The 18,263-nt window shown below is 62.8% G+C and carries 27 protein-coding genes; 12 read left to right on the plus strand and 15 right to left on the minus strand.

Annotation, left to right across the window (positions count from 1 at the left end; genetic code table 11):
* The first annotated feature begins 387 nt into the window (after positions 1–387).
* Entirely contained in the window at positions 388–2,250 is a 1,863-nt protein-coding gene (locus FJ988_RS17300; RefSeq protein WP_246688577.1) for a CHASE3 domain-containing protein, read from the plus strand.
* A gap of 74 nt (positions 2,251–2,324) precedes the next feature.
* Here FJ988_RS17300 and FJ988_RS17305 read toward each other — a convergent pair whose 3' ends face one another.
* Positions 2,325–2,489 (minus strand): DUF3309 family protein, encoded by a 165-nt coding sequence (locus FJ988_RS17305; protein ID WP_140819551.1) that lies wholly within the window; start codon positions 2,487–2,489, stop codon positions 2,325–2,327.
* 257 nt (positions 2,490–2,746) lie between these two features.
* Here FJ988_RS17305 and FJ988_RS17310 point away from each other — a divergent pair, with 257 nt between their 5' ends.
* From FJ988_RS17310 to FJ988_RS17320, 3 genes are all read left to right on the plus strand, one after another.
* Positions 2,747–2,914: a Thivi_2564 family membrane protein gene (locus tag FJ988_RS17310; protein WP_140819552.1), complete on the plus strand. Its 168-nt coding sequence runs from the start codon at positions 2,747–2,749 to the stop codon at positions 2,912–2,914.
* A 46-nt stretch (positions 2,915–2,960) separates the two neighbouring features.
* Positions 2,961–3,251, plus strand: coding sequence for a hypothetical protein (locus FJ988_RS17315; protein WP_140819553.1), 291 nt, complete (start codon positions 2,961–2,963; stop codon positions 3,249–3,251).
* 118 nt (positions 3,252–3,369) lie between these two features.
* Positions 3,370–3,825 carry a GFA family protein gene (locus FJ988_RS17320; RefSeq protein ID WP_140819554.1) on the plus strand — a complete coding sequence of 152 codons (456 nt, stop codon included), beginning with the start codon at positions 3,370–3,372 and terminating at the stop codon, positions 3,823–3,825.
* A gap of 183 nt (positions 3,826–4,008) precedes the next feature.
* Here the strand turns inward: FJ988_RS17320 and FJ988_RS30835 are convergent, their stop codons facing one another.
* Complete coding sequence (locus FJ988_RS30835) at positions 4,009–4,176, minus strand: hypothetical protein (RefSeq protein ID WP_181183565.1); 168 nt, start codon at positions 4,174–4,176, stop codon at positions 4,009–4,011.
* A 164-nt stretch (positions 4,177–4,340) separates the two neighbouring features.
* Between FJ988_RS30835 and FJ988_RS17325 the strand changes: the two genes are divergently transcribed.
* The gene (locus tag FJ988_RS17325) at positions 4,341–4,886 is read left to right on the plus strand and encodes a PAS domain-containing protein (protein ID WP_140819555.1); all 546 of its coding nucleotides are present in this window, start codon (positions 4,341–4,343) and stop codon (positions 4,884–4,886) included.
* Positions 4,887–5,098: 212 nt separating this feature from the next.
* Here FJ988_RS17325 and FJ988_RS17330 read toward each other — a convergent pair whose 3' ends face one another.
* Positions 5,099–5,368, minus strand: coding sequence for a hypothetical protein (locus FJ988_RS17330; RefSeq protein ID WP_140819556.1), 270 nt, complete (start codon positions 5,366–5,368; stop codon positions 5,099–5,101).
* A 168-nt stretch (positions 5,369–5,536) separates the two neighbouring features.
* Between FJ988_RS17330 and FJ988_RS17335 the strand changes: the two genes are divergently transcribed.
* Positions 5,537–5,731: a hypothetical protein gene (locus tag FJ988_RS17335; protein ID WP_140819557.1), complete on the plus strand. Its 195-nt coding sequence runs from the start codon at positions 5,537–5,539 to the stop codon at positions 5,729–5,731.
* A gap of 112 nt (positions 5,732–5,843) precedes the next feature.
* Here FJ988_RS17335 and msrA read toward each other — a convergent pair whose 3' ends face one another.
* The 3 genes from msrA to FJ988_RS17350 all read right to left on the minus strand — a co-directional run bounded on the left by msrA (position 5,844) and on the right by FJ988_RS17350 (position 7,289).
* The gene (msrA, locus tag FJ988_RS17340) at positions 5,844–6,365 is read right to left on the minus strand and encodes a peptide-methionine (S)-S-oxide reductase MsrA (protein WP_140819558.1); all 522 of its coding nucleotides are present in this window, start codon (positions 6,363–6,365) and stop codon (positions 5,844–5,846) included.
* A 161-nt stretch (positions 6,366–6,526) separates the two neighbouring features.
* Positions 6,527–6,943 carry a hypothetical protein gene (locus tag FJ988_RS17345; protein WP_140819559.1) on the minus strand — a complete coding sequence of 139 codons (417 nt, stop codon included), beginning with the start codon at positions 6,941–6,943 and terminating at the stop codon, positions 6,527–6,529.
* Positions 6,936–7,289, minus strand: coding sequence for a hypothetical protein (locus FJ988_RS17350; RefSeq protein ID WP_140819560.1), 354 nt, complete (start codon positions 7,287–7,289; stop codon positions 6,936–6,938). Before FJ988_RS17350 ends, FJ988_RS17345 begins: the two co-directional genes overlap by 8 nt.
* A gap of 497 nt (positions 7,290–7,786) precedes the next feature.
* Between FJ988_RS17350 and FJ988_RS17360 the strand changes: the two genes are divergently transcribed.
* From FJ988_RS17360 to FJ988_RS17370, 3 genes are all read left to right on the plus strand, one after another.
* Complete coding sequence (locus FJ988_RS17360) at positions 7,787–8,098, plus strand: hypothetical protein (protein ID WP_140819561.1); 312 nt, start codon at positions 7,787–7,789, stop codon at positions 8,096–8,098.
* A 149-nt stretch (positions 8,099–8,247) separates the two neighbouring features.
* Complete coding sequence (locus FJ988_RS17365) at positions 8,248–8,775, plus strand: hypothetical protein (protein ID WP_246688578.1); 528 nt, start codon at positions 8,248–8,250, stop codon at positions 8,773–8,775.
* Positions 8,776–8,978: 203 nt separating this feature from the next.
* Positions 8,979–9,248, plus strand: a complete 270-nt coding sequence (locus FJ988_RS17370) for a hypothetical protein (protein WP_140819563.1) — start codon at positions 8,979–8,981, stop codon at positions 9,246–9,248.
* A gap of 287 nt (positions 9,249–9,535) precedes the next feature.
* Here the strand turns inward: FJ988_RS17370 and FJ988_RS17375 are convergent, their stop codons facing one another.
* Positions 9,536–10,159 (minus strand): hypothetical protein, encoded by a 624-nt coding sequence (locus FJ988_RS17375; protein WP_140819564.1) that lies wholly within the window; start codon positions 10,157–10,159, stop codon positions 9,536–9,538.
* A gap of 176 nt (positions 10,160–10,335) precedes the next feature.
* On the opposite strand from FJ988_RS17375, the gene FJ988_RS17380 reads away from it, so the two are divergent.
* Positions 10,336–10,641, plus strand: coding sequence for a hypothetical protein (locus FJ988_RS17380; protein WP_140819565.1), 306 nt, complete (start codon positions 10,336–10,338; stop codon positions 10,639–10,641).
* Positions 10,642–10,732: 91 nt separating this feature from the next.
* Here the strand turns inward: FJ988_RS17380 and FJ988_RS17385 are convergent, their stop codons facing one another.
* Both FJ988_RS17385 and FJ988_RS17390 read right to left on the minus strand, forming a co-directional pair.
* Complete coding sequence (locus tag FJ988_RS17385; protein WP_140819566.1) at positions 10,733–11,155, minus strand: DoxX family protein; 423 nt, start codon at positions 11,153–11,155, stop codon at positions 10,733–10,735.
* A 290-nt stretch (positions 11,156–11,445) separates the two neighbouring features.
* The gene (locus tag FJ988_RS17390) at positions 11,446–12,213 is read right to left on the minus strand and encodes a tryptophan 2,3-dioxygenase family protein (RefSeq protein ID WP_246688579.1); all 768 of its coding nucleotides are present in this window, start codon (positions 12,211–12,213) and stop codon (positions 11,446–11,448) included.
* A 129-nt stretch (positions 12,214–12,342) separates the two neighbouring features.
* Between FJ988_RS17390 and FJ988_RS17395 the strand changes: the two genes are divergently transcribed.
* Positions 12,343–12,813 carry an Lrp/AsnC family transcriptional regulator gene (locus FJ988_RS17395; protein WP_140819567.1) on the plus strand — a complete coding sequence of 157 codons (471 nt, stop codon included), beginning with the start codon at positions 12,343–12,345 and terminating at the stop codon, positions 12,811–12,813.
* Positions 12,814–12,928: 115 nt separating this feature from the next.
* Positions 12,929–13,795: a hypothetical protein gene (locus tag FJ988_RS31035; protein WP_210242771.1), complete on the plus strand. Its 867-nt coding sequence runs from the start codon at positions 12,929–12,931 to the stop codon at positions 13,793–13,795.
* Positions 13,796–13,848: 53 nt separating this feature from the next.
* Here the strand turns inward: FJ988_RS31035 and FJ988_RS17405 are convergent, their stop codons facing one another.
* From FJ988_RS17405 to FJ988_RS17425, 6 genes are all read right to left on the minus strand, one after another.
* Positions 13,849–15,006, minus strand: coding sequence for an SdrD B-like domain-containing protein (locus FJ988_RS17405; protein ID WP_140819568.1), 1,158 nt, complete (start codon positions 15,004–15,006; stop codon positions 13,849–13,851).
* On the minus strand, positions 15,003–15,902 hold the full coding sequence (locus FJ988_RS17410) for an HTTM domain-containing protein (RefSeq protein WP_181183566.1): 900 nt from the start codon (positions 15,900–15,902) through the stop codon (positions 15,003–15,005). Before FJ988_RS17410 ends, FJ988_RS17405 begins: the two co-directional genes overlap by 4 nt.
* Positions 15,886–16,326, minus strand: a complete 441-nt coding sequence (locus FJ988_RS17415) for a hypothetical protein (protein WP_140819570.1) — start codon at positions 16,324–16,326, stop codon at positions 15,886–15,888. The genes FJ988_RS17410 and FJ988_RS17415 overlap by 17 nt, the downstream gene beginning before the upstream one ends.
* 156 nt (positions 16,327–16,482) lie before the next feature.
* On the minus strand, positions 16,483–16,656 hold the full coding sequence (locus FJ988_RS30840) for a hypothetical protein (protein ID WP_181183567.1): 174 nt from the start codon (positions 16,654–16,656) through the stop codon (positions 16,483–16,485).
* A gap of 264 nt (positions 16,657–16,920) precedes the next feature.
* Positions 16,921–17,970 carry a sensor histidine kinase gene (locus FJ988_RS17420; protein WP_140819571.1) on the minus strand — a complete coding sequence of 350 codons (1,050 nt, stop codon included), beginning with the start codon at positions 17,968–17,970 and terminating at the stop codon, positions 16,921–16,923.
* 38 nt (positions 17,971–18,008) lie between these two features.
* Positions 18,009–18,254: a hypothetical protein gene (locus FJ988_RS17425; protein WP_140819572.1), complete on the minus strand. Its 246-nt coding sequence runs from the start codon at positions 18,252–18,254 to the stop codon at positions 18,009–18,011.
* Positions 18,255–18,263: the final 9 nt, after the last annotated feature.

An 18,263-nucleotide genomic window follows, 5' to 3' on the forward strand; every position in this document is an offset into this window, starting at 1 on the left:
GGGAGAAACTAATGCGTCCGCAGGAATGCCCGCGCTGTCGCGGAGCAAGGAAGGTTTTCGTCTGTGCCCGCTGGCTGAGCTCGAACGGCCACTGCTGCCCGGAGGGCACGCACCGGCTCAATTGTCCGGGACACTCCATCGCGTGTATCGAGTGCAGCGGACGCGAGCCTTAGCGAGAGGCTGCCAGCCCACGGGCTCCCTTGGCGGCCAAACGGGGCACCGCAACATTTCATTGCCGCACCGACCAAAGCGAGCCGTATTAAACTTTGACATAGTGGGGTCCGCTTAGCTTCTGCAATCATTGGGCTTATCGACGCGGCACTTGCCTTGCGCATCGACGGCGCTTACCACTTGCGCAACTCGCGATTTCTCAGGCCCAACAAAGCAATGACCGCACGACTGCGACGCGCCCTGCGCTGGCAAGCGCTTCCGCTGCTTGCCGGCTTTGCCATCGTCGCGGCGATCATCGGCGGGCGCGCCATTCTCGCCGAAACCCAGATCGCCGACCGCGACGCCAGCCTGCAGGCGATCGAGGCGCAGCAACTGCTTTCGGGGCTGCTTTCGCTCGCCCAGGATGCCGAGACCGGCCAGCGCGGCTATCTGCTGACCGGCGAGAAGACGTATCTGCAGCCCTATCAGCAGGCGCTGGACTCGCTGCCGGCCCTGCTTGCTCATGTCGACGACATGTTCCCGGTCGGCAGCGACCGGGCGCAGCAAGTGGTCGGCATCAAGGATGCGCTTGCCCGCAAACAGGCGGAACTTGCCGAGACGATCAGGCTTTACGATGCCGGCAACATGACGAAGGCGCTGGAGATCGTGCGCGGCGGCCGCGGCAAGCTCGACATGGACCAGATCCGAGCCAATATCGATGCGATCCGTCGCATCGACGGCGCCAGCCTCAACGCCCGCGCCGTGCGGATGGAAAGTATCGAGGGCTGGCTGCGCATCGGATCGTTCGCGGCGCTGCTCGGCATCTTCCTGCTCGGCCTCTTCACGATCCGCCAATCCAACCGCCGCTTCGGCGAAGTGGTCGCCGCCCAGAATGAGCTCAGCGCCAAGAACGAAGCGCTGACCGTCGAGATCGAGACGCGCGAAAAAGCGGAATCGCAACTGCGTCAGGTTCAGAAGATGGAAGCGGTCGGCCAACTCACCGGCGGCATCGCGCATGACTTCAACAACATGCTTGCCGTCATTACCAGCGCCATGAATCTTGCGCAGCGCAAGCTGGCACGCGGCGAGCACGACGTGCAGAGTTTTGTGGAAGCGGCGGCGGACGCTGCAGCCCGCGCAGCCAACCTGACGGCGAGGCTGCTGGCCTTTTCAAGGCAGCAGCCGCTGGCGCCGCAGATCGTCGACGCCAACCGGCTGGTCACTGGCATGTCGGACCTTTTGCGTCGCACGCTCGGCCAGGCCATCGACATCGAGACGGTGCTGGCCGGCGGCTTGTGGAAAACCCATGCCGACCCGAGCCAGGTGGAGAACGCGGTCCTCAACCTTGCGGTCAATGCGCGCGACGCCATCGGCGAGAAAGGCAAGCTCACCATCGAGACCGCCAATGGCTATCTCGATGAGGCTTACGCAGCGACGCATCCGGAAGTGAAGGCCGGGCAATATGTGATGATCGCGGTGACCGACACCGGGACCGGCATGACACCCGACGTGATCGCGCGAGCCTTCGAGCCGTTCTTCACGACCAAGCCGATCAACAAGGGCACAGGGCTGGGATTGAGCCAGGTCTTCGGCTTCGTCAAGCAGTCCGGTGGGCACGTCAAGATCTATTCGGAACCCGGCGAAGGCACAACCATCAAGATCTATCTTCCCCGCTTCACCGGCCCGGATGACGTCGCGCCGGCAAAGGCAAGCGCCAGACGCGATGTGCCTGCGACAGAAACCATCCTCCTGGTCGAGGACGATGCGCGTGTGAGAGCCTCGACGGCCGCCTTGCTGCTCGAACTCGGCTATACCGTCATCGAGGCGGCCGGCAGCGAGGAGGCGCTGCGCAAGCTGGCCGAGAATACGGCCATCGCGCTGATGCTGACCGACATCGTCATGCCGGGCATGAATGGCCGCCAGTTGGCGGAAGAGGCGAAAAGGCGCGGACTTTCGCCCAAGGTCGTCTTCATGACCGGCTTCACCCGCAACGCGGTCGTGCACAATGGCGTGCTCGACCACGGTGTCCACTTCATCGCCAAGCCGTTCACTCTGGACCAGCTGGCGGCGAAGCTGCGGGAAGCGCTCGCCGCGCATTGACGGCGGCCAGCGCGATGGGCGAGAGAAGCGGTGCCCGAACGGTTGCTCCGTTCCAGCGTCGGCTCCTGCCGCAACTAGATGATCCGCAGCAGCACCAGGATTATGACGATCACCAGGACGAGGCCGAGCCCGCCACCGCCGTAATAGCCCGTGCCGTAGAACGGCCCACCGCCCAGGCCGCTGAAGCCGCCGAGCAAGGCAAGAATAAGAATGATGATGAGAATTGTGCCGAGGCCCATGGTTTCTTCCTTCTTTCTGGCTGCGCGATCCCGCGCGTTGTTTTTGCAGTGCCCCGCCTTGTTATTGAGGAAGTGAACTCACGAGTGGCGCGCATGTTCCACCGACGGCGCGCTCATGCTTAGCCGGCATTGGCTGAGTGGGCGCCACGATCGGCTGCAGGAATTGCTTGCAGTTCCTCGGGAACCAAAGACGTCGGCGCGACGTTTGCAGCAGCCCGGTTCGGGCAAACTTGAGGACAAGAGGGAGACGGCAGCTTATGGGTGCATCGGTTCTTATCGGCATTCTGATCACATTCCTGGTGATCATCCTGGTGCTTTATCTGGTGCAACGCCTGCCGCTCGATGCACGCGCGCGTCAGATCGCGCAGATCGTCGTCATCATCATCGGCATCATCTCGCTGCTCAAATACCTTGCGGTGTTCTAACCGCGTCCCATATTCGCCACTGGAACCACGTCCGAAGTCGGCGTCCATGAAAAACCTGTCGATCTTGCTTGTTGCAGGCACGATTGTCTGCGTAGCCGGCGCCGCTTACGCCAGGCCGGACACGCGCAACATGACCTGTGCCGAGACCCAAGCGCTGATCCAAAGCCGCCACGCCGCGGTGCTGACCACTGGCCGCGATCTATACGACCGCTTCGTGCGACAATACGGCAATGAATGCGATTGGCCGGAAGTGCCTGTTTCCATGACAGTTCCGACCAGGACCGGCGGATGCCGCGTCTATCACTGCGCCGAACCGGTCTTCGATTTCCCCGATTGAGCGCAGCTTCTTGCGCCATGACACGGAACCGTTGCAAGGTTGCGCGGGTTGTAGCGGGCAGCAGCGGAATGGGCGCGCAGAGTTGTCGACCATTCGCGTGGCAGCAGGAGGAAGCGCCATGTCCAACGAGATCACACGCAGCGGCAGTTGCTTGTGCGGAGGCGTGCAGTTCCAGGTCAGCGGCGAGCCGCAGCGGGTCGGCCTTTGCCACTGCAAGGATTGCCGCAAGACAAGCGGCTCGGTTTTTCACGCCTACGCGATATGGCCGCGCCAGGCCTTTGAGGCCACTGGCATCACCAGCACATATGGCGCCCGCAGTTTTTGCCCGACTTGCGGTGGTCGCGTCCCTTTCATCGGCGAGGACGAAGTCGAGGTGACGATCGGCAGCCTGGACGTGGCGCCGACCGAAGGGCTGGTGCCGGGCTACGAATTGTGGATCGGCCGCCGCGAGAGCTGGTTGCAGCCTCTGCCCGAGGCACAACAGTTCGAGCATGACCGCTTCGCCGATGATCCGGGGTTTGCCAGCGGCGCCGTACCGCAAAACAACCTGGAACGACAGCGAAAGTCGGCCTAAGCCCGCGCCTCCGATGGGATTTGAGTCCGAGGAAGGATGATCTTCGGCCGCCCTGACCGGTGGGGCAGCGTCTTTTTCTCGAAATTTCGCATTTTCAACCACCGGTCGGTTTGCCGGCTTTCTCGACGCCGTTAGCATTCGCGATGCGGCAAATTCGCGAAGGGCTGCGCTGGTCAACGCGACTCAGGCAATTATGCTTTGGCGTTTTGTTTGTCCCACAAAAGCATAAGAACGTTTTGACACATCTTTTAAATCATAGGTAGCATAAGCATTTCTTGCCAAAAGATTTAATTGGCGAGTGGAATACATCGCTGAGTTCACAGCACCATGGTGAAAATTTTTTCCGTTCAAGAAATTTCCAACAATCCTAGTTCTGGTTGTACCAGTTATGACATGCGACAGGCAGCAAACAGTAGAGGACGTGATTTCTGGCCTTTTACAAAAGACCACCTTTGTTTCTTTCAATTTTTGCTACATAGTGTTGCCGAATCTTGAGGCCGGACGGGGCGGTTTTCATGACGTCGGGACCTGAACGCAGCCGCAATATGCATACGCGGTATCCACCGATAGACGGGTTCTGGACCTGGGACATCAAGCGCGACCGGGTCTATGGCGATGCCAATCTTTCAGCTTATTTCGGCCTCACGCTCGAAGAATTCTCGCACGGCGCGCCGTTGGAGCGGTGGATGCAATGCATCGACCGGGACGACCGACCGAGGATCCGGCTGGCGATCCGCAAGGCTATAGAACGCAGGTCGGGCTTCAGGGAGGTCTACAGGATCCGCTCTGAGAAGATGGGCCTGCGCAAGATCCTGGCTGTAGGCCAGTGCTATGTCGACGGCGTCGGCGAGGCCGCGCTCTATCCTGGATGGTTTATCGACCTGACGCAGGACACCGCGTGCGAAGAGCAATCCTTGCGCGATATCCACAGCCACGTCGAACAGGCCAGGGACATCGCACAATCGATCGGAGATGATATGCTGTCCTACCTCCTGGACAATGTCGAAGAAGAAGTCGAGCAGCGGTTCGGCGGGAGAGTGGGGAGGCGCAAATCGTCCTGAAACGAACTTTGCCGTGTTCCGGACCCATTCCCCGGTCGCGCTGCTTGCCGGTGTGTTTCACCGTTTCACGAAAACGGCTAGCCGCTCTATCTATTTGTTTTGACGCAACTCCAGACGGAAAACCGCTTCACACTTTTCCTGGAGTTGCTCTAGCTATTTGTTTTGACGCAATCCCGGACGGAAAGCCGCTTCACACTTTTCCTGGAGTTGCTCTAGCTTTTTGGCGACAGCCTGCCGCGCCGGCCGACTTCAGCCGTGACCATGCGCGCGAAATGGGACTGCGGAGATCGGCGCTCGATAAGTTTCGCGCGTTCCAGGGCCGCATCGCCGTAGAATTCGATCAGCACGCCCGCCGCCTTGGCCGCATCCGCCTTCAGACGGCTGAAATCGGCCTCGCCGCCCTCGCTCGAGGGCTCGCTCCTGGCAATCACGTCAAGCATGGCTTGCAACTTGTCAGGCGTGCTGCCCTCGTCTTCGTGCATGGTCCCTACCCAATTGGGCGCGTAAAATATCGACAATTTGGCGCGATGTCCAACAGGTTCGTTGATCGAGCGTCGGTACAACCGAGTACAGCTTCACCGTGAGAGAGGCGACAACCTTCATACAAGCATAGTTAGCCAAACTTACCTCGCAGACATTCGGGGGCGCCCATGGACCAGCCAAGCAAAATGGAAAACCTGCAATTCGCGCAAGGGATCTTGCGGGAGCTTCGCCAGAGGGCTGAAGCCGATGGCGAGAAGCTGCTGACATATCTTATCGACATGGCCTATCTCGAAGCAAGCGACCGAATCCGCGCGCATTGGATCGGCAGCCACGAACACGAAGGCCGTCGCGCCAAAGGCTGAGCGACCGGTGGCCACAAGGCGCCCGGAACGCAAAAAAGCCCGCCATGCCTTGCGGTATGGCGGGCGAGAACTTGGGTGATGCAGGTTAGGCCAAAATGGCCTGATTGCCGGTTTAAGACGCGGCGGCCTGCTGGCGGACCGGAAGCTTCCAGCCCGGCCGCGAGAAATGACAGGTATAGCCGTTCGGATAGCGCTCCAGATAGTCCTGGTGCTCCGGCTCGGCCTCCCAGAATGGTCCGACCGGAGCGAGCTCGGTGACGACCTTGCCGGGCCACAAACCGGATGCATCGACATCGGCGATCGTGTCTTCCGCGACCCGCTTCTGCTCATCGCTGGTGTAATAGATCGCCGAGCGATAGCTCATGCCGACGTCGTTGCCCTGACGGTTCCTGGTTGTCGGGTCGTGGATCTGGAAGAAGAATTCAAGCAGCGTGCGGAAGCTGGTCTTGGCTGGATCGAAGACGATCTCGATCGCTTCGGCGTGGGTGCCGTGGTTGCGGTAGGTGGCGTTGGGCACATCGCCGCCGCTATAGCCGACCCGGGTCGAAATCACGCCGGGAAAACGGCGGATGAGATCCTGCATGCCCCAGAAGCAGCCGCCGGCAAGCACCGCGCGTTCGGTGGAAGAAGTCATGTCACACCTCCTTTGGATTGCCCCATATGTAGGCGTTGTGGTGCACTTCTTCCAGCCGCTCCCGGCGCCTGGCGAAGGCAAGATAGCTTTCGCCTGACACGGGCGGAATGTTTCATGTTCACCCAAAAGAATGTCGGACTGAAAATCATGCGGAAAGCAAATCAGCCGTCGCTACCGGTTATTCCTCGGAACCTGCGCACCACGACCTCGAAGACAATGTCTGAAAGGTCCACATCGTCGAGGAACGGCCGTACGGTGGCTTCGAGGCCGCGGATGCGGTTTCGGATCTCCTCATCGCTCAACCGCTCAAGATTGTTGTCACTGGCCACACCTTGCGAGAACTCCTTCGGCATCATGGTCAGCACGACCTTCAGATACTGTTCCGGCTTTTCCGCCCTGACCGCCGCGATGACGCCGGCGCCATGGGCGCGGAAATCGGCGCGAAGTGCCGCAGCGAAATCGTCGCCAAGCGTCTTCTTCGCGCGCTTGGGGCGGGCGGCGGCTTGAACATCCGCCGGCTTGCGGCGGGGCGGTTTCGTGGCGGCTGCCTTGCGCCGCAACGGCTTGACCTCAGCCATGCGCGGCCGCATCGGACGCCGGCGCCTTGGCCGCCGCCCTCGGCTTCTTGCGGACCGCTTTCCTGCGCGGCTTGGCGCGGACCGGCTTGGGCGCGAGCGGAGCGGAGACCGCCTTCAGCCTTGCGGTGACGGCCTGGATCGACGACCGGTCGAGGTCGCGGCGCGCAAAGCCGAAGCCGCCGACCGCTTCGAGCGGCCCGCCGCGCACCATGCCGATCCGCACACCGGGCGCGACCTGTTCAACGCGACTGGCGCGATGCGGCGGGGCCGACGATTCGAATTCGCCGATGGCGCTGACGATCTCGGCGCCGTCGTCGCCGGTGATGAGGGTGGCGTAGCGTGGCATGTCGGCCTCGGGGGGTCTGGAGGCAAATCAGGGAGTTTGCGTTCTGTCGCGCCCCCCTCTGCCCTGCCGGGCATCTCCCCCACGAGGGGGAGATTGGAAGCTTCGGCGCCTCGCTCTTCCTGCAGCGTTGGAGATCAGCGAAAGCCGGCATGACAACTGATCTCCCCCTTGTGGGGGAGATGTCCGGCAGGACAGAGGGGGGCGCTGTACTGCCGACGTTGGCGATCGGATCGCCAGCAAAACAAAACCCGCCTCGCGGCGGGTCGTCGGCGCAAATCAGCACCATGGACAAAATCATAGCAGAGCTGCCCTCACCCTGCAACAGAAAATAGGGAAATTTTCCTAGATTGTTTCATGACGCCCTCCGCACCCCGTTCCGGCGGACGATCAAAACCAGCGGAAAATCGATCCAAATTTTCTCGGAACAATCATCTTTCCGATCGGTTCTACCCTTGGTCGCAATGCGACAATCGTCTCGCAACCATAGGAGAAGAATCATGCTTACGAGGATCCTAGCAGCTTCCGCCCTGACCCTTGGTCTCGCAACGGCGGCGATCGCCCAGACCGCCACGGATGGTACAGGCGGCAGCGGCCAGACCATCACCGTCGACCCGAAGACGCCGGCCACGCCTTCGCCTGACCAGGCTTCGCCGGACACGACCACGACGGGCAGCACGACAGGCGGCGACATGAATTCGAACGCCGACAAGAACTGCCCGAACAGCCCGCAGGGTGCTGAGGGCGATGCCAATTCGACGACGGCCGGCACGATGGCGCCGAACGTCAACGGCAAGAATTGCGGCAACTAATACTTCCGTTCCTTGTCGCACCAGGGCCGTGGAGTTCGCTCCGCGGCCCTTGCCTTTTCCAGTAGAAACGCCGAGCCATGCGGGCAATCGTCCCGGCGCGGGAACCATGCGGCTTCGTGGCCGTTGCAAAGGTCAAAAAGGAGAAACCGATGGCCGATAACGAAAACACCACCTCCGCCGCAAACGGCACCGCCAAGCCGGCGCCCAGCGCCAGCCGTCCCCGCAACGCCGCCGCCCGCGCCAGCACGCGCTCTTCCAAGGCGTCCGAGGACGTAATGAAAAAGCAGATCGCCGAATTGAAGCGCGAGGTGACGAGACTGAACCGCGCGCTCTCCGACCAGGCCGAGGAAGCCGCCGAGGCCGCGCAGGGCTGGTACCAGGGCGCGGCCGACCGGGCTTCGGATTTCTACAACGGCGCCGCCGACCGCGCCTCCGGCTTCTACAGCGGCGCGACCGACCGTGCTTCTAATCTCTATCACGGTGCATCCGACAGGGCGTCGCGGGCAACACGCCAGCTCCGCAACCAGGCGCAGAGCGTTTCGGAAACGGTGCAGCAGAACCCCGGCACCTTCTCGACCGCCGTGCTGATGGGCGGTCTGGTCGGCGTCTTGGTCGGCATGGCGATCGGCAGGAGTTCCCAGCCCGATCCCGACTGGTTCCGCCGCTGGCAGCGCTAGGTCGCGACACACAAGTAGCGAGCGCGGCCCCGCATGGTGGCCGCACGGGAGGTAGGCCGGATGCGAAGCGTCCGGCCTTTCTTCTGGTCCTTGGCCGACCTCTATTGGGTCGACCTATGCCTGCTGCCTGCCCGCACAAGCGCTGCTCTGGCCATTAGCCGGCGCTTATGGGATCATTCCCTTAGGGAATCGCGGAGAGCACCATGGATAGACCCGCCATGGCATCCGTCTTTCGGATGCGGCATGTGCCAGCCAGCATTTCGGGCGTTCGCAGCCTGGGCCGAGGCCAGGCCGATCCGGTGTTCCATTCAAGACCGCTCGGCGAAGCCATCCGCCTCATCGTCCAGGCCGACGGCCAGTACGATCTGAGCGCCGTCCTCATCGCCTATGGCGACCGCGCCACGCCGGCGCTCAGCGGCTATGAGATCAAGCAGCTGTGGGCCGAATACGGCCAGCGCTGGATGGAGGCGTAGGCCGCCATTGCGCAGTGCCCGCATTGGTGGAATGCTGCCGTGCTTCCATTGACCAATTCCTGGAAAAAGTAACACGGATTTTCGCTCGGAAGGCTATCGCAATGGCGAAAGAGATTGGAACGTTCGAGCCCGGTATCGTGGGCGGAGACATCTTGCGGCCGGACATCCTGGCGCCCGACTTTCACCGGCCGGACATCGGCACAAAAGTTTGGGTGCCGCCGACACCTCAGCCGCGTGACAAATCATCTCCAAAGCCGCCACCACCGCCACCGCCGAAGAAATAGGCGTCAGGCCTTTTTGCGGAAGCGTATATCGAGGGTGTGGATGCTATCGGCGGGGATGACGGTCATGTTGTCGCCCCAATAGTCGTCGTGCGTATCGGCATGCGCCGTGGCGGTCGCCTTGCCAGTCTTGTCGCGGCGGTAGGTGTGCGTGACATACATGGTCACCGCTCCGTCCGGTGCCACCATGAAAGGCGCGAAAGCGGCAGCGGCGAATCTCTCGGTGTTGTCGCAGAACAGCTCTCTGCCGTCCTTCAACACCGCGCTCACCTGGGTGATTTCATGGCTTGTGTCGGCGGCAAGCGTGGTCCAGACCGTCGCATCGTCGTCGGCATAGCTTACTTGGGTTTCTCGATAAACCTTGCGCACCAACGGTCGGCCGAACTTGCGCCAAATGAGGGCGGCGACGACCGGCGCCAACACTGCAACGACAATCGACACATTCGTCGGCAGATAGGGCGACAGATATTTGGCAGCAAGTGTCGCGACGATTCCGAAGGCGACGGTGAGGAACACGGTGTCGACCTGCTGGTGTTCCTTGCGGATGCCTACATAGGCCACGAGATAGCCAAGATAACCGCCGCCAAGCGCAATCTGCACCGGAAGCGATACTTCGAAGAACTTGTCCATCGACCTGTCCCCTCGCCAGCCGCCATGTTGCCGACACGCTATCGCACCGGCTCGCCTTCGGACACCGAAATCGTGCCCCGCCCGGTCCGCGCCAGCGATTGACCCGTTAGCAGCCCTGCCGGATCGGAAATGCCCCTCATGCGTTCTTCGAGGCGAGGTCAATGGGAGGAAACACCATGAACGTCGCCAACCTGCAACTCGAGGGCCTGCTGATGGCCGTCGCCGCGATCAACCATGTGCTGGTCAGGAAAGGCGTGCTGACTGTCGAGGAGATCGACATCGCGCTGCGCAAGGCCGAGGCCGGTGAGACCGGCGAGGAGCGTTCCGACGCCATTTCGGCCTCAAACCGCGACGCCATCAATTTCCCGATCCGGCTGCTCGAACTCGCCAACCAGTGCCAGCCCGAGGCGGACATGCCGTCCTTCTCGAAGCTGGCGCGCATGGTCGGGCAGATGAAGGAGCCGTATAATGACCAGATGTAAGGGGCTTGGGCGGCAAACCTCAGACGTCGGCGCTGCCCCTCATCCGCCCTTCGGGCACCTTCTCCCCGTTGAACGGGGAGAAGGAATAGCGTCATGCCCGGCCCGGCCAGCCCTGCTTAAGTGCCAGCACGCTGCCCGGCCCGTGGACCGCGGCGTAAAGCAGGCCGGCGGCGAAGGGGAAATGCGACATGAAGGCGCCGAACTCGGCTTGCTCCGCGGCCCAGTGCGACGGGCCGTGGAAGGCGAAGCCGAGGAAAGTGACATAGACCGCGCCGATCAGCGCCAGCGGCGTGAGGAAGGCGCCGGTGAGGAAGGAGATCACCAAAAGCGTTTCGAGGATCGCCGCGCACCACGCCAGAAACAGCGGGAATGGGAAGCCGGCTGCGGCGATGTAGCCGGCGGTGGCGCCCATATCCATGAACTTGAAGGCGACGCCCATCGCGAACATGGCGGCGAAAATCAGGCGGGCGATGAGAATGGCGACGGTCTGCCAGGTCGATTGGGTGTTTTCCACGTTTGTCCCTCCGGATTGTTGAAGCGGGTGATGCTTCAAGGACGGCCAGCGGGTGGAGGTTCCGACAGGGGTGGGAAAATTGTTTCCAGGGTCTCTTCCTCGCCCGCGCGAAGCGGGGGGAGAGGTGGCCGCGAAGCGGTCGGAGAGGGGCAGCGCCGGCGATGATGATCGGGCGCGGTGCGGCGTGCCCGAGACCGTATTGATTATAGCGCTACGACGGCCCCTCTCCGTCGCGGCTTCGCCGCGCCACCTCTGCCGCCGCTTCGCGCGGGGCGAGGAAAGTAAAAAGCTCAGCCGACCTTCGCCTGCGGCGGATGGCTGATCGAATCGCGCACGGTGCCGTACTCCGCGCCCCAGCGATCGGTCATGTCGCAGCGAATGTCCCAGAGGTCGGGGAAGAAGCGGTGGCGGGCGCCGCCCTCCAGCATCTCCACGGGGCGGCCTTTCAACGATTTCGAGCCGAGGCCAATCGAACGGTGGATGAGATAGAGGTGGTTGGCGCGGAATTTCTGGAACAGCTCGTCGAACTCGATCAGCGCCTCGGCCACGACATAGGCGTCGCCGTGGTCGTAGTGGTCATCATAGATGTCGGCGACGGAGAGCCGGCGGCCGTCGAGATAGGCCGCCTTGAAGGCCCGCCACAGGTCCGGCGGCATGCGCAGGATGAGCTTGAAGCCGGGTGATTCCTGGCCGCTGCCATTGCCGAGCTGCAGGCGGATCTGCTGATATTCCTTGGGCGACATGGTCTCAAGCAGGTCGAGCTGTGCCGTCATCATGCGCATCAGCCTGTGCACGCGGCCCATCAGCGTCACGACGCGGTGGGTATCCTGCCTGTCCAGATAGTCCAGCACGTCGACCAGCGTGTAGGCGATAAGCTTCATCCAAAGCTCCTCGACCTGATGCACGATCTGGAACTGCAGCTCGTCGGCATTGACCATGTCGGAGAGCGGCTTCTGGCAGGCGAGCAATCGATCGCATTTCAGGTAGACGCCATAGTCGCGCATTTCCGGCGCCTCGATGCGGGCGTGGTATTCCTCCCGGCTCATACGCTTGTCCATGGCTTTTTCTCCTGGTCGACCTTGGCCGAGGATAGCGCTTTGCGCTTGAACATTGTTCCTTTCTGTTATCCAAATAGCGAAAATAGAAGGACGAACATTAGTCTTTGCATAGAATTTGGAGAACGAAGCGTGCTGGATGCCATCGACCGCAGGATCGTTGCCGAACTGGAGCGGGACGCGCGAATCTCCTTCGGCGAGTTGGCGGAGACGGTCGGCCTGAGCAAAACGCCATGCTGGAAACGGGTCAAGGCGCTGGAGGAGGCCGGAATCATCCGCGGATACTCGACCCGCATCGACCCGGCCAGGATCGGCTTCGGCATCGAGGCCTTCATCCAGGTGTCGATCGACTTCGAAGTGTCGGACGCCTTCGAAGCGGCGGTGCAAAAGCACCCGCTGATCCGCCGCTGCTATGCCACCACCGGCGAGGCCGATTATCTGCTGCAGATCGTCACCGTCGACATGATGGCGCTCGACCGCATGCTGCGCGAGGAGCTCAGCCGCCTGCCCGGCGTGCGCCGCACGGTGACCTCGATGGCGATGCGCGAGATCAAGGGCGACATCTCGTTCGCCGAGGCGGCGGGGCGAGCGCTGCGCGGGTAGCCCGGACCAGTTGAACGGCCTGCCGCGAGGGGCGCGGCGCCTAGCTCCTGACTTTTTCTGGCATGGTTGAGGAAGGGGCGCCGAACCGGTTTATACGAGAGCCGGGGGTACGCCAGTGGCAGGTTTCATCTCAATGAGAATCGGTTCGGAGTCTGGCCGGTGGCTATCGACCGGAAGGTTTTTTGCATTCGCGGCGAATGCCGATATTGCGCGCCACTTCCTGCCCAAGAATATTCTGGCTGCGGCGCTGCTTGCATCGACCATGCTCTTGCCGACGGCCATATCGACCCGCGCGGCGTCGGTAGTGCCGGAGCCGCAAGACGGACTTCACCAACCGGACGCGAAAACCATGTTGCAGGACGCCAAGCGCGCGCTTGTGGCGCTGGGCAATGGCGGTAACGGTGGCAACGGTGGCAACGGCGGCTCCGCTGGTGGTAACGGCGGAAATGGCGGCAACGGTGGCAACGGTGGCAATGGCGGCTCCGCCGGTGGTAACGGCGGAAATGGCGGCAACGGTGGCAACGGCGGTTCCGCTGGTGGTAACGGCGGAAACGGCGGCTCCGCGGGTGGCAATGGGGGTAACGGTGGTTCCGCAGGCGGCAATGGTGGCAATGGCGGTTCCGCGGGCGGCAATGGTGGAAACGGTGGCTCCGCGGGCGGCAATGGTGGAAACGGCGGTTCCGCTGGTGGCAACGGTGGCAACGGCGGTTCCGCAGGCGGCAATGGCGGTAACGGCGGTTCCGCGGGTGGCAATGGCGGTTCCGCTGGAAATGGTGGCGGCACCGGTGGCAATGGGGGCTCTGCCGGAAACGGTGGCAACGATGGTTCTACCGGCAACGGCGGTTCCGGTGGCAATGGCAGCTCAGGCGGAAACGGCAGCTCCGGCGGGAATGGCCACGGCAACGGCCATCACGACTCCGGCTTCGGCCACTCGGACGGCGGCCCCCGTTCTTGCGGAACCTCCCCGCGAGCGTCTTGCTAACGCGGCCTGACCTTAAGCACCACGTCCTACGAGGAAGGAACGCAGCGGTCGCTCTACGGACCGGTGCGATAGGCGAAATTGTCCATCGCGGCCTGCCAGTAATGCTGTGTGCGGATCTCGAGCCGGGTGATACGCCTGTAGTCGGCCGCGAAGTAGGCCAGCCCGTTCGCGGACAGCGCCATCTGATCCTCATAGGCAGGCTCATCGCCGCGCCAGCCCTTGAGGATAAGCGTCTCGCCCTCCGCGTCGTCCCAGCCCGCGCCGAAATAGGCGCCGGTGAAATCGAACGGCTTGTCGCTGAACACCTCAGCCGGGTGGCCTGAGCTGTTATAGGCGATGAATTCGCCCGACATGGTGGTGTTGATATAGCCCGGCCCGTCTGTGAAGCGCTGGTGCATGGCGACGACATTGTACCAGTCGAGCCCGCCATAGCCGACCGGAACCTCGAACACGCCGGGCGTCGTCATCAGGTCGTCGAAACCGACGACATGCTCGTTGGGCAGCGGCGCTTCGGCCGGCCCGCTTTTGCCCGAAAACGCCGAGAGCACCACCGGCGCCGTGCCCGCGACCGTCACGTGCCGCCGCTCGGTCACCCCGTTGGCCGAGAAATCGACCAGCCATTCGCCGGGCGCGGCGGGCGCGCTGAAGCGCCCATCCGGGCCAACCGTAGCGGCCGTGGCGACCCCGTCCGGCCCTGTCAGGGAAACGCGCGCGCCCGCGGCGACGGCGCCGCTGATCGTCAGGTCCGGCGCGATCCCGACCGGGTGCGTCGTTTTGAGCGCGATCATGTCGCCCGGCGATCCGGGCGAGACGACATAGTCGCTTTCCTGCGCGGCGTTGCCGGTGGTCACGGAGTAACCCGGCGGCGGCACGACGCGGAACGCATAATGGCCAGGATCGACGACTTCGAGATGGCGCTGGCCGACCGACATGCGGAAGTTGGCGAAGCCGCTGACATTGGTCAGGCGCATGATGGTGCTGCCGTCCGGCTTCTTGAGCTCGACGGCGATACGCGACATCGGCCGGTCGCCCATATCGTAGACGCCGTTCCTGTTGAGGTCGCGGAACACGAGCAGCGACGTGTTCATCTGGCCGCCGCCGAAGGAACCCCATGCGCGCTTGGGATAATAGTCGTTCGCATCGCCGGCGCGCGCCGCGCCGCAGACCATGGCCAAGCCGACGGCCACCGGAAACACCAAACCAAGCTTCACGAAATTTCCTCTCCGACAGTGGACCCGATCCCCTGAAGCCGCGCGATGACCCTGTCGACTTCATCGGCATCGAAATAGGCGAGATAGAGCAAGACCATGGTGGCGCTGAACGTGTAGACCGGCAGCGTCAGATAGATGATGGCGTGGAAGACGAGGCCCGGCAGCAGCAGATAGCGCCTCGTCGCGCGAAACGGCAGGCCGAAGGCAAGGCTGTATTCGAGCGCGACCACGCCGAAGGATATGATGGTGGCTGGCCAGGCAAGGCCGGCCGGATAGTCCGAACCCGCGTAGTACCAGAGGAAGATCGCCTCGATCCGCGCGCCGCTCAGGAAGGCATAGTTCGACTTGTCGAAGGCGGCGAAGAAATAGAGCACCGAGAGCTGCATCACGATCAGCCGCAGCCCCCAAAGATTGCCGCGCTCGGCAGGTGCCGGCTGTCCGGCGCGCTCGGCGCGCAGCACCGCCAAATAGCGGTCCAGCGAATAGGAGCGGCCGCAAGGGGTCAGCGAAATCAGCAGCGCCGCCGCGGCAAGCAGATAGGTATGGTGGTGGGTCCAGGGCTCGCGCCCAAGCTCGAAGCCGAAATAATAGTACATGGCCAGACCTACCAAGCCCGTCCAGACCGCGGCGATGCGGCTCTGATAGCCGACGAAGAGCAGCGTTGTGGCGACGAAGAAGTTGGCGCCGAGGAACAGGCCGGCCGGCGACTGGTCCATATAGAGCAGCAGCTCGCCTGCCCAGCGCGACCAGAACAGCATCGCCAGGCCGATGCGGATCAATGCCGACGAGCGCGACGAACGCTCCGTCTCGACCGCCCAGCGGACGAAGCGCGCGGCCGTGGCTTGCACCAAAGGCCGGCCGGACCAGTCAGCGGCGGCGTCAGTTGGCGCAAGCATTTTCGGCATCGCTGTGGATGATCTGCCAGCCGCTGCGCGTGGCCTGCCGCGCGCGCACGCGGATATCGGCACCCTGCCCGGCCACCGTACAGAGCCGCTTGATGACGGAAGCCAGTTCCTCGCGGTTCTGGATCCACTTCAGCTTGCCGTTGCGCGGAGCGCCGAGCATTTCGAACCGGTCGAGTGGGATAAATCTGTCATCGGGCTGACGGATTTCGAAGGAAGCGTCGATGACGCCCACCCCGATGGCGCTGAACATCGTCCAGGAACGCAGCCAAGCCGATTGCACCCCGAAGACCTGTTCGGCCACCGGACCGGCGATCATGAAGCCGGCGATCGCGACGAATGCTGTCAGCCGCAGGCGCCCCGCCGAGACGCGCCCGGCAGGCTTCGCACCCACTCCGATCGAAACGATATCCGCCACCCGGCCACCCCCGCCGCGACTATAGACCGGCTCAACGCTTGCGCTTCGACCATACCAGAAAAAGTCAGGATCGAGACTTGCGCGCCAGAACCCGATCGCGGCGGCACGAAGCGCTATGACCCTCTGTAATGCCTCGCCGTCACCGGCGCACCAGGGTCAAGAGGCTAGGACCGGAGCGTTGGATTTGACCTTGGACGGCTCGGGTTCGCGCACCGCCTGCTCTTTCTCGGCGTCGGACTTGCGCTTCGGGCACTCCTCGAAATCATGGTCGCGGCCGCCGCAATAGGAGCAGCATTTCGCCGGCGTGTCGGGGTTGAGCAACGAGGTCATTCCCAAGAATGCACGAAAAGTCTTCCGGTTGCAGCAATTCGTGAAGCCGCTACCACAATGCCGGGCCCAATGCTAACTTGCCAGAAACGGATTTGATGCGATGTGCGCAGGTCAGCAAGGCGCCTCCCGTCCGGCTTGTGGGGGAAATCCGATGCCGAGGCACGATGAACCGGCTGGCACGCAGACCCATGCCGCGCCGAGCAAACCGGGACGAACCGGCTGCATAGTCCCGAGCCGGCCTGCTCAAGGCCGCCAGCCCGCCGTTCAAACGCTGAAATCCGCCGGCTCGGCGCCGAGCTGCGGCACGATGATCGCCTCGAGCGGAGCGTCGAGCTCCCACTTCACATGACCGGGCAATCGTTCGAGGCTTGACGCACCACTCAGCGACTGCGGCGCCACGCGCTGCAGCACGACCGTGCCGAACCCCTTGCGCTCCGCCTTCGCCTCGCCGGCGTCGGCCCCTGCCTTGGAGGTTTCCCGCCAGACGAGGTGGAAGCGCCGCTCTGCCTTCTCTCCCGTCTCGACCTTCCAGGTGATTTCGATGTGGCCGCCCTCGCCGGCCAGCGCGCCGTATTTGGACGAGTTGGTGCCGAGCTCGTGGAAGGCCATGCCGAGATTCTGCACGGCGTTCGATTGCAGCGTCAAAAGCGGGCCGGAAAGCGAGATGCGCTCCTCGTGGCCGAAGGGTTTGAGGTGTTCCTGGATGAGGTCGAACAGGCTGGCGCCGGCCCATTCGGAAGTGACCAGAAGATCGTGCGAGCGCGACAGGGCCATGATGCGCGAGCGGATCAGCTCCTCGAATTCGCGCGGGTCGGTCGATCGCTTGCTGGTCTCGCGCACCATCGACAGGATCACCGCGAACTGGTTCTTCACGCGATGGTTGACCTCGCGCATCAAAAGCCGGATGCGGCGCTCGCTCTCCTTGGCGGCGGTGATGTCGCGGGCGATCTTCGAGGCGCCGACGATCACGCCTTCAGGGGTGCGGATCGGCGAGATGGTCAGCGAAACGGTTATCGGCGAACCGTCCTTGCGCTTGCGAATCGTCTCGAAGCTGGGAATGCGCTCGCCCTTGCGGATGCGGGCGATGATCTCTGGTTCCTCGCCCTGCAAATGTTCGGGGATCAGCATCAGGATCGATCGGCCGATGGCTTCGTCGGCCGAATAGCCGAACATGCGTTCGGCCGCTTGATTCCAGTCGGTGATGACGCTGTTCAGATCTTTGCCGATGATGGCATCGTAGGAAGAATCGACAATCGCCGCGAGGCGTGCATCGGCACTCGCACCCTGTCGGATTTGCCCCCCAGCACTCGTCATGGGCGCTAGCTAGCGCGAAAGCAGATCAAGGCAACCGCCTATGCCTTGGAATTTTTAGGTTTTTCATCATCGCCGGCGGCCTGCGAAATCACACCGAAATCCTGGGACTTGATGCCGCTGCCCGCAGTCAGGAAACCCTCGGCGGCAAGGCCGCGACGCAACAATTCGCGCACTGCGGCCGAGCGGCTCGGCATGCGCTTTTCAAAACGCCAGTTCTCGAGCGCCGCCAGTTCCTCGTCGGTCAACATGATCTGCAGCCTTTGCGGCCTTTCAAGTTCCGCCACGCCTGCCTC

Source organism: Mesorhizobium sp. CU3, from assembly GCF_006442965.1.
In the GTDB taxonomy this organism is placed as follows: Bacteria; Pseudomonadota; Alphaproteobacteria; order Rhizobiales; family Rhizobiaceae; genus Mesorhizobium.

What these genes read in the sequence shown, in the direction of transcription:
- FJ988_RS17350 (WP_140819560.1), bottom strand. Translation starts at nt 7,289, where the DNA reads ATGCCACGCTACGCCACCCTCATCACCGGCGACGACGGCGCCGAGATC.
- FJ988_RS17315 (WP_140819553.1), top strand. Translation starts at nt 2,961, where the DNA reads ATGAAAAACCTGTCGATCTTGCTTGTTGCAGGCACGATTGTCTGCGTA.
- FJ988_RS17360 (WP_140819561.1), top strand. Translation starts at nt 7,787, where the DNA reads ATGCTTACGAGGATCCTAGCAGCTTCCGCCCTGACCCTTGGTCTCGCA.
- FJ988_RS17365 (WP_246688578.1), top strand. Translation starts at nt 8,248, where the DNA reads ATGGCCGATAACGAAAACACCACCTCCGCCGCAAACGGCACCGCCAAG.
- FJ988_RS17300 (WP_246688577.1), top strand. Translation starts at nt 388, where the DNA reads ATGACCGCACGACTGCGACGCGCCCTGCGCTGGCAAGCGCTTCCGCTG.
- FJ988_RS17370 (WP_140819563.1), top strand. Translation starts at nt 8,979, where the DNA reads ATGGATAGACCCGCCATGGCATCCGTCTTTCGGATGCGGCATGTGCCA.
- FJ988_RS30840 (WP_181183567.1), bottom strand. Translation starts at nt 16,656, where the DNA reads ATGACCTCGTTGCTCAACCCCGACACGCCGGCGAAATGCTGCTCCTAT.
- FJ988_RS17410 (WP_181183566.1), bottom strand. Translation starts at nt 15,902, where the DNA reads ATGCTTGCGCCAACTGACGCCGCCGCTGACTGGTCCGGCCGGCCTTTG.
- FJ988_RS17305 (WP_140819551.1), bottom strand. Translation starts at nt 2,489, where the DNA reads ATGGGCCTCGGCACAATTCTCATCATCATTCTTATTCTTGCCTTGCTC.
- FJ988_RS17420 (WP_140819571.1), bottom strand. Translation starts at nt 17,970, where the DNA reads ATGACGAGTGCTGGGGGGCAAATCCGACAGGGTGCGAGTGCCGATGCA.
- FJ988_RS17380 (WP_140819565.1), top strand. Translation starts at nt 10,336, where the DNA reads ATGAACGTCGCCAACCTGCAACTCGAGGGCCTGCTGATGGCCGTCGCC.
- FJ988_RS17310 (WP_140819552.1), top strand. Translation starts at nt 2,747, where the DNA reads ATGGGTGCATCGGTTCTTATCGGCATTCTGATCACATTCCTGGTGATC.
- FJ988_RS17345 (WP_140819559.1), bottom strand. Translation starts at nt 6,943, where the DNA reads ATGGCTGAGGTCAAGCCGTTGCGGCGCAAGGCAGCCGCCACGAAACCG.
- FJ988_RS17335 (WP_140819557.1), top strand. Translation starts at nt 5,537, where the DNA reads ATGGACCAGCCAAGCAAAATGGAAAACCTGCAATTCGCGCAAGGGATC.
- FJ988_RS17390 (WP_246688579.1), bottom strand. Translation starts at nt 12,213, where the DNA reads ATGGACAAGCGTATGAGCCGGGAGGAATACCACGCCCGCATCGAGGCG.
- FJ988_RS17325 (WP_140819555.1), top strand. Translation starts at nt 4,341, where the DNA reads ATGACGTCGGGACCTGAACGCAGCCGCAATATGCATACGCGGTATCCA.
- FJ988_RS17330 (WP_140819556.1), bottom strand. Translation starts at nt 5,368, where the DNA reads ATGCACGAAGACGAGGGCAGCACGCCTGACAAGTTGCAAGCCATGCTT.
- FJ988_RS17375 (WP_140819564.1), bottom strand. Translation starts at nt 10,159, where the DNA reads ATGGACAAGTTCTTCGAAGTATCGCTTCCGGTGCAGATTGCGCTTGGC.
- FJ988_RS17320 (WP_140819554.1), top strand. Translation starts at nt 3,370, where the DNA reads ATGTCCAACGAGATCACACGCAGCGGCAGTTGCTTGTGCGGAGGCGTG.
- msrA (WP_140819558.1), bottom strand. Translation starts at nt 6,365, where the DNA reads ATGACTTCTTCCACCGAACGCGCGGTGCTTGCCGGCGGCTGCTTCTGG.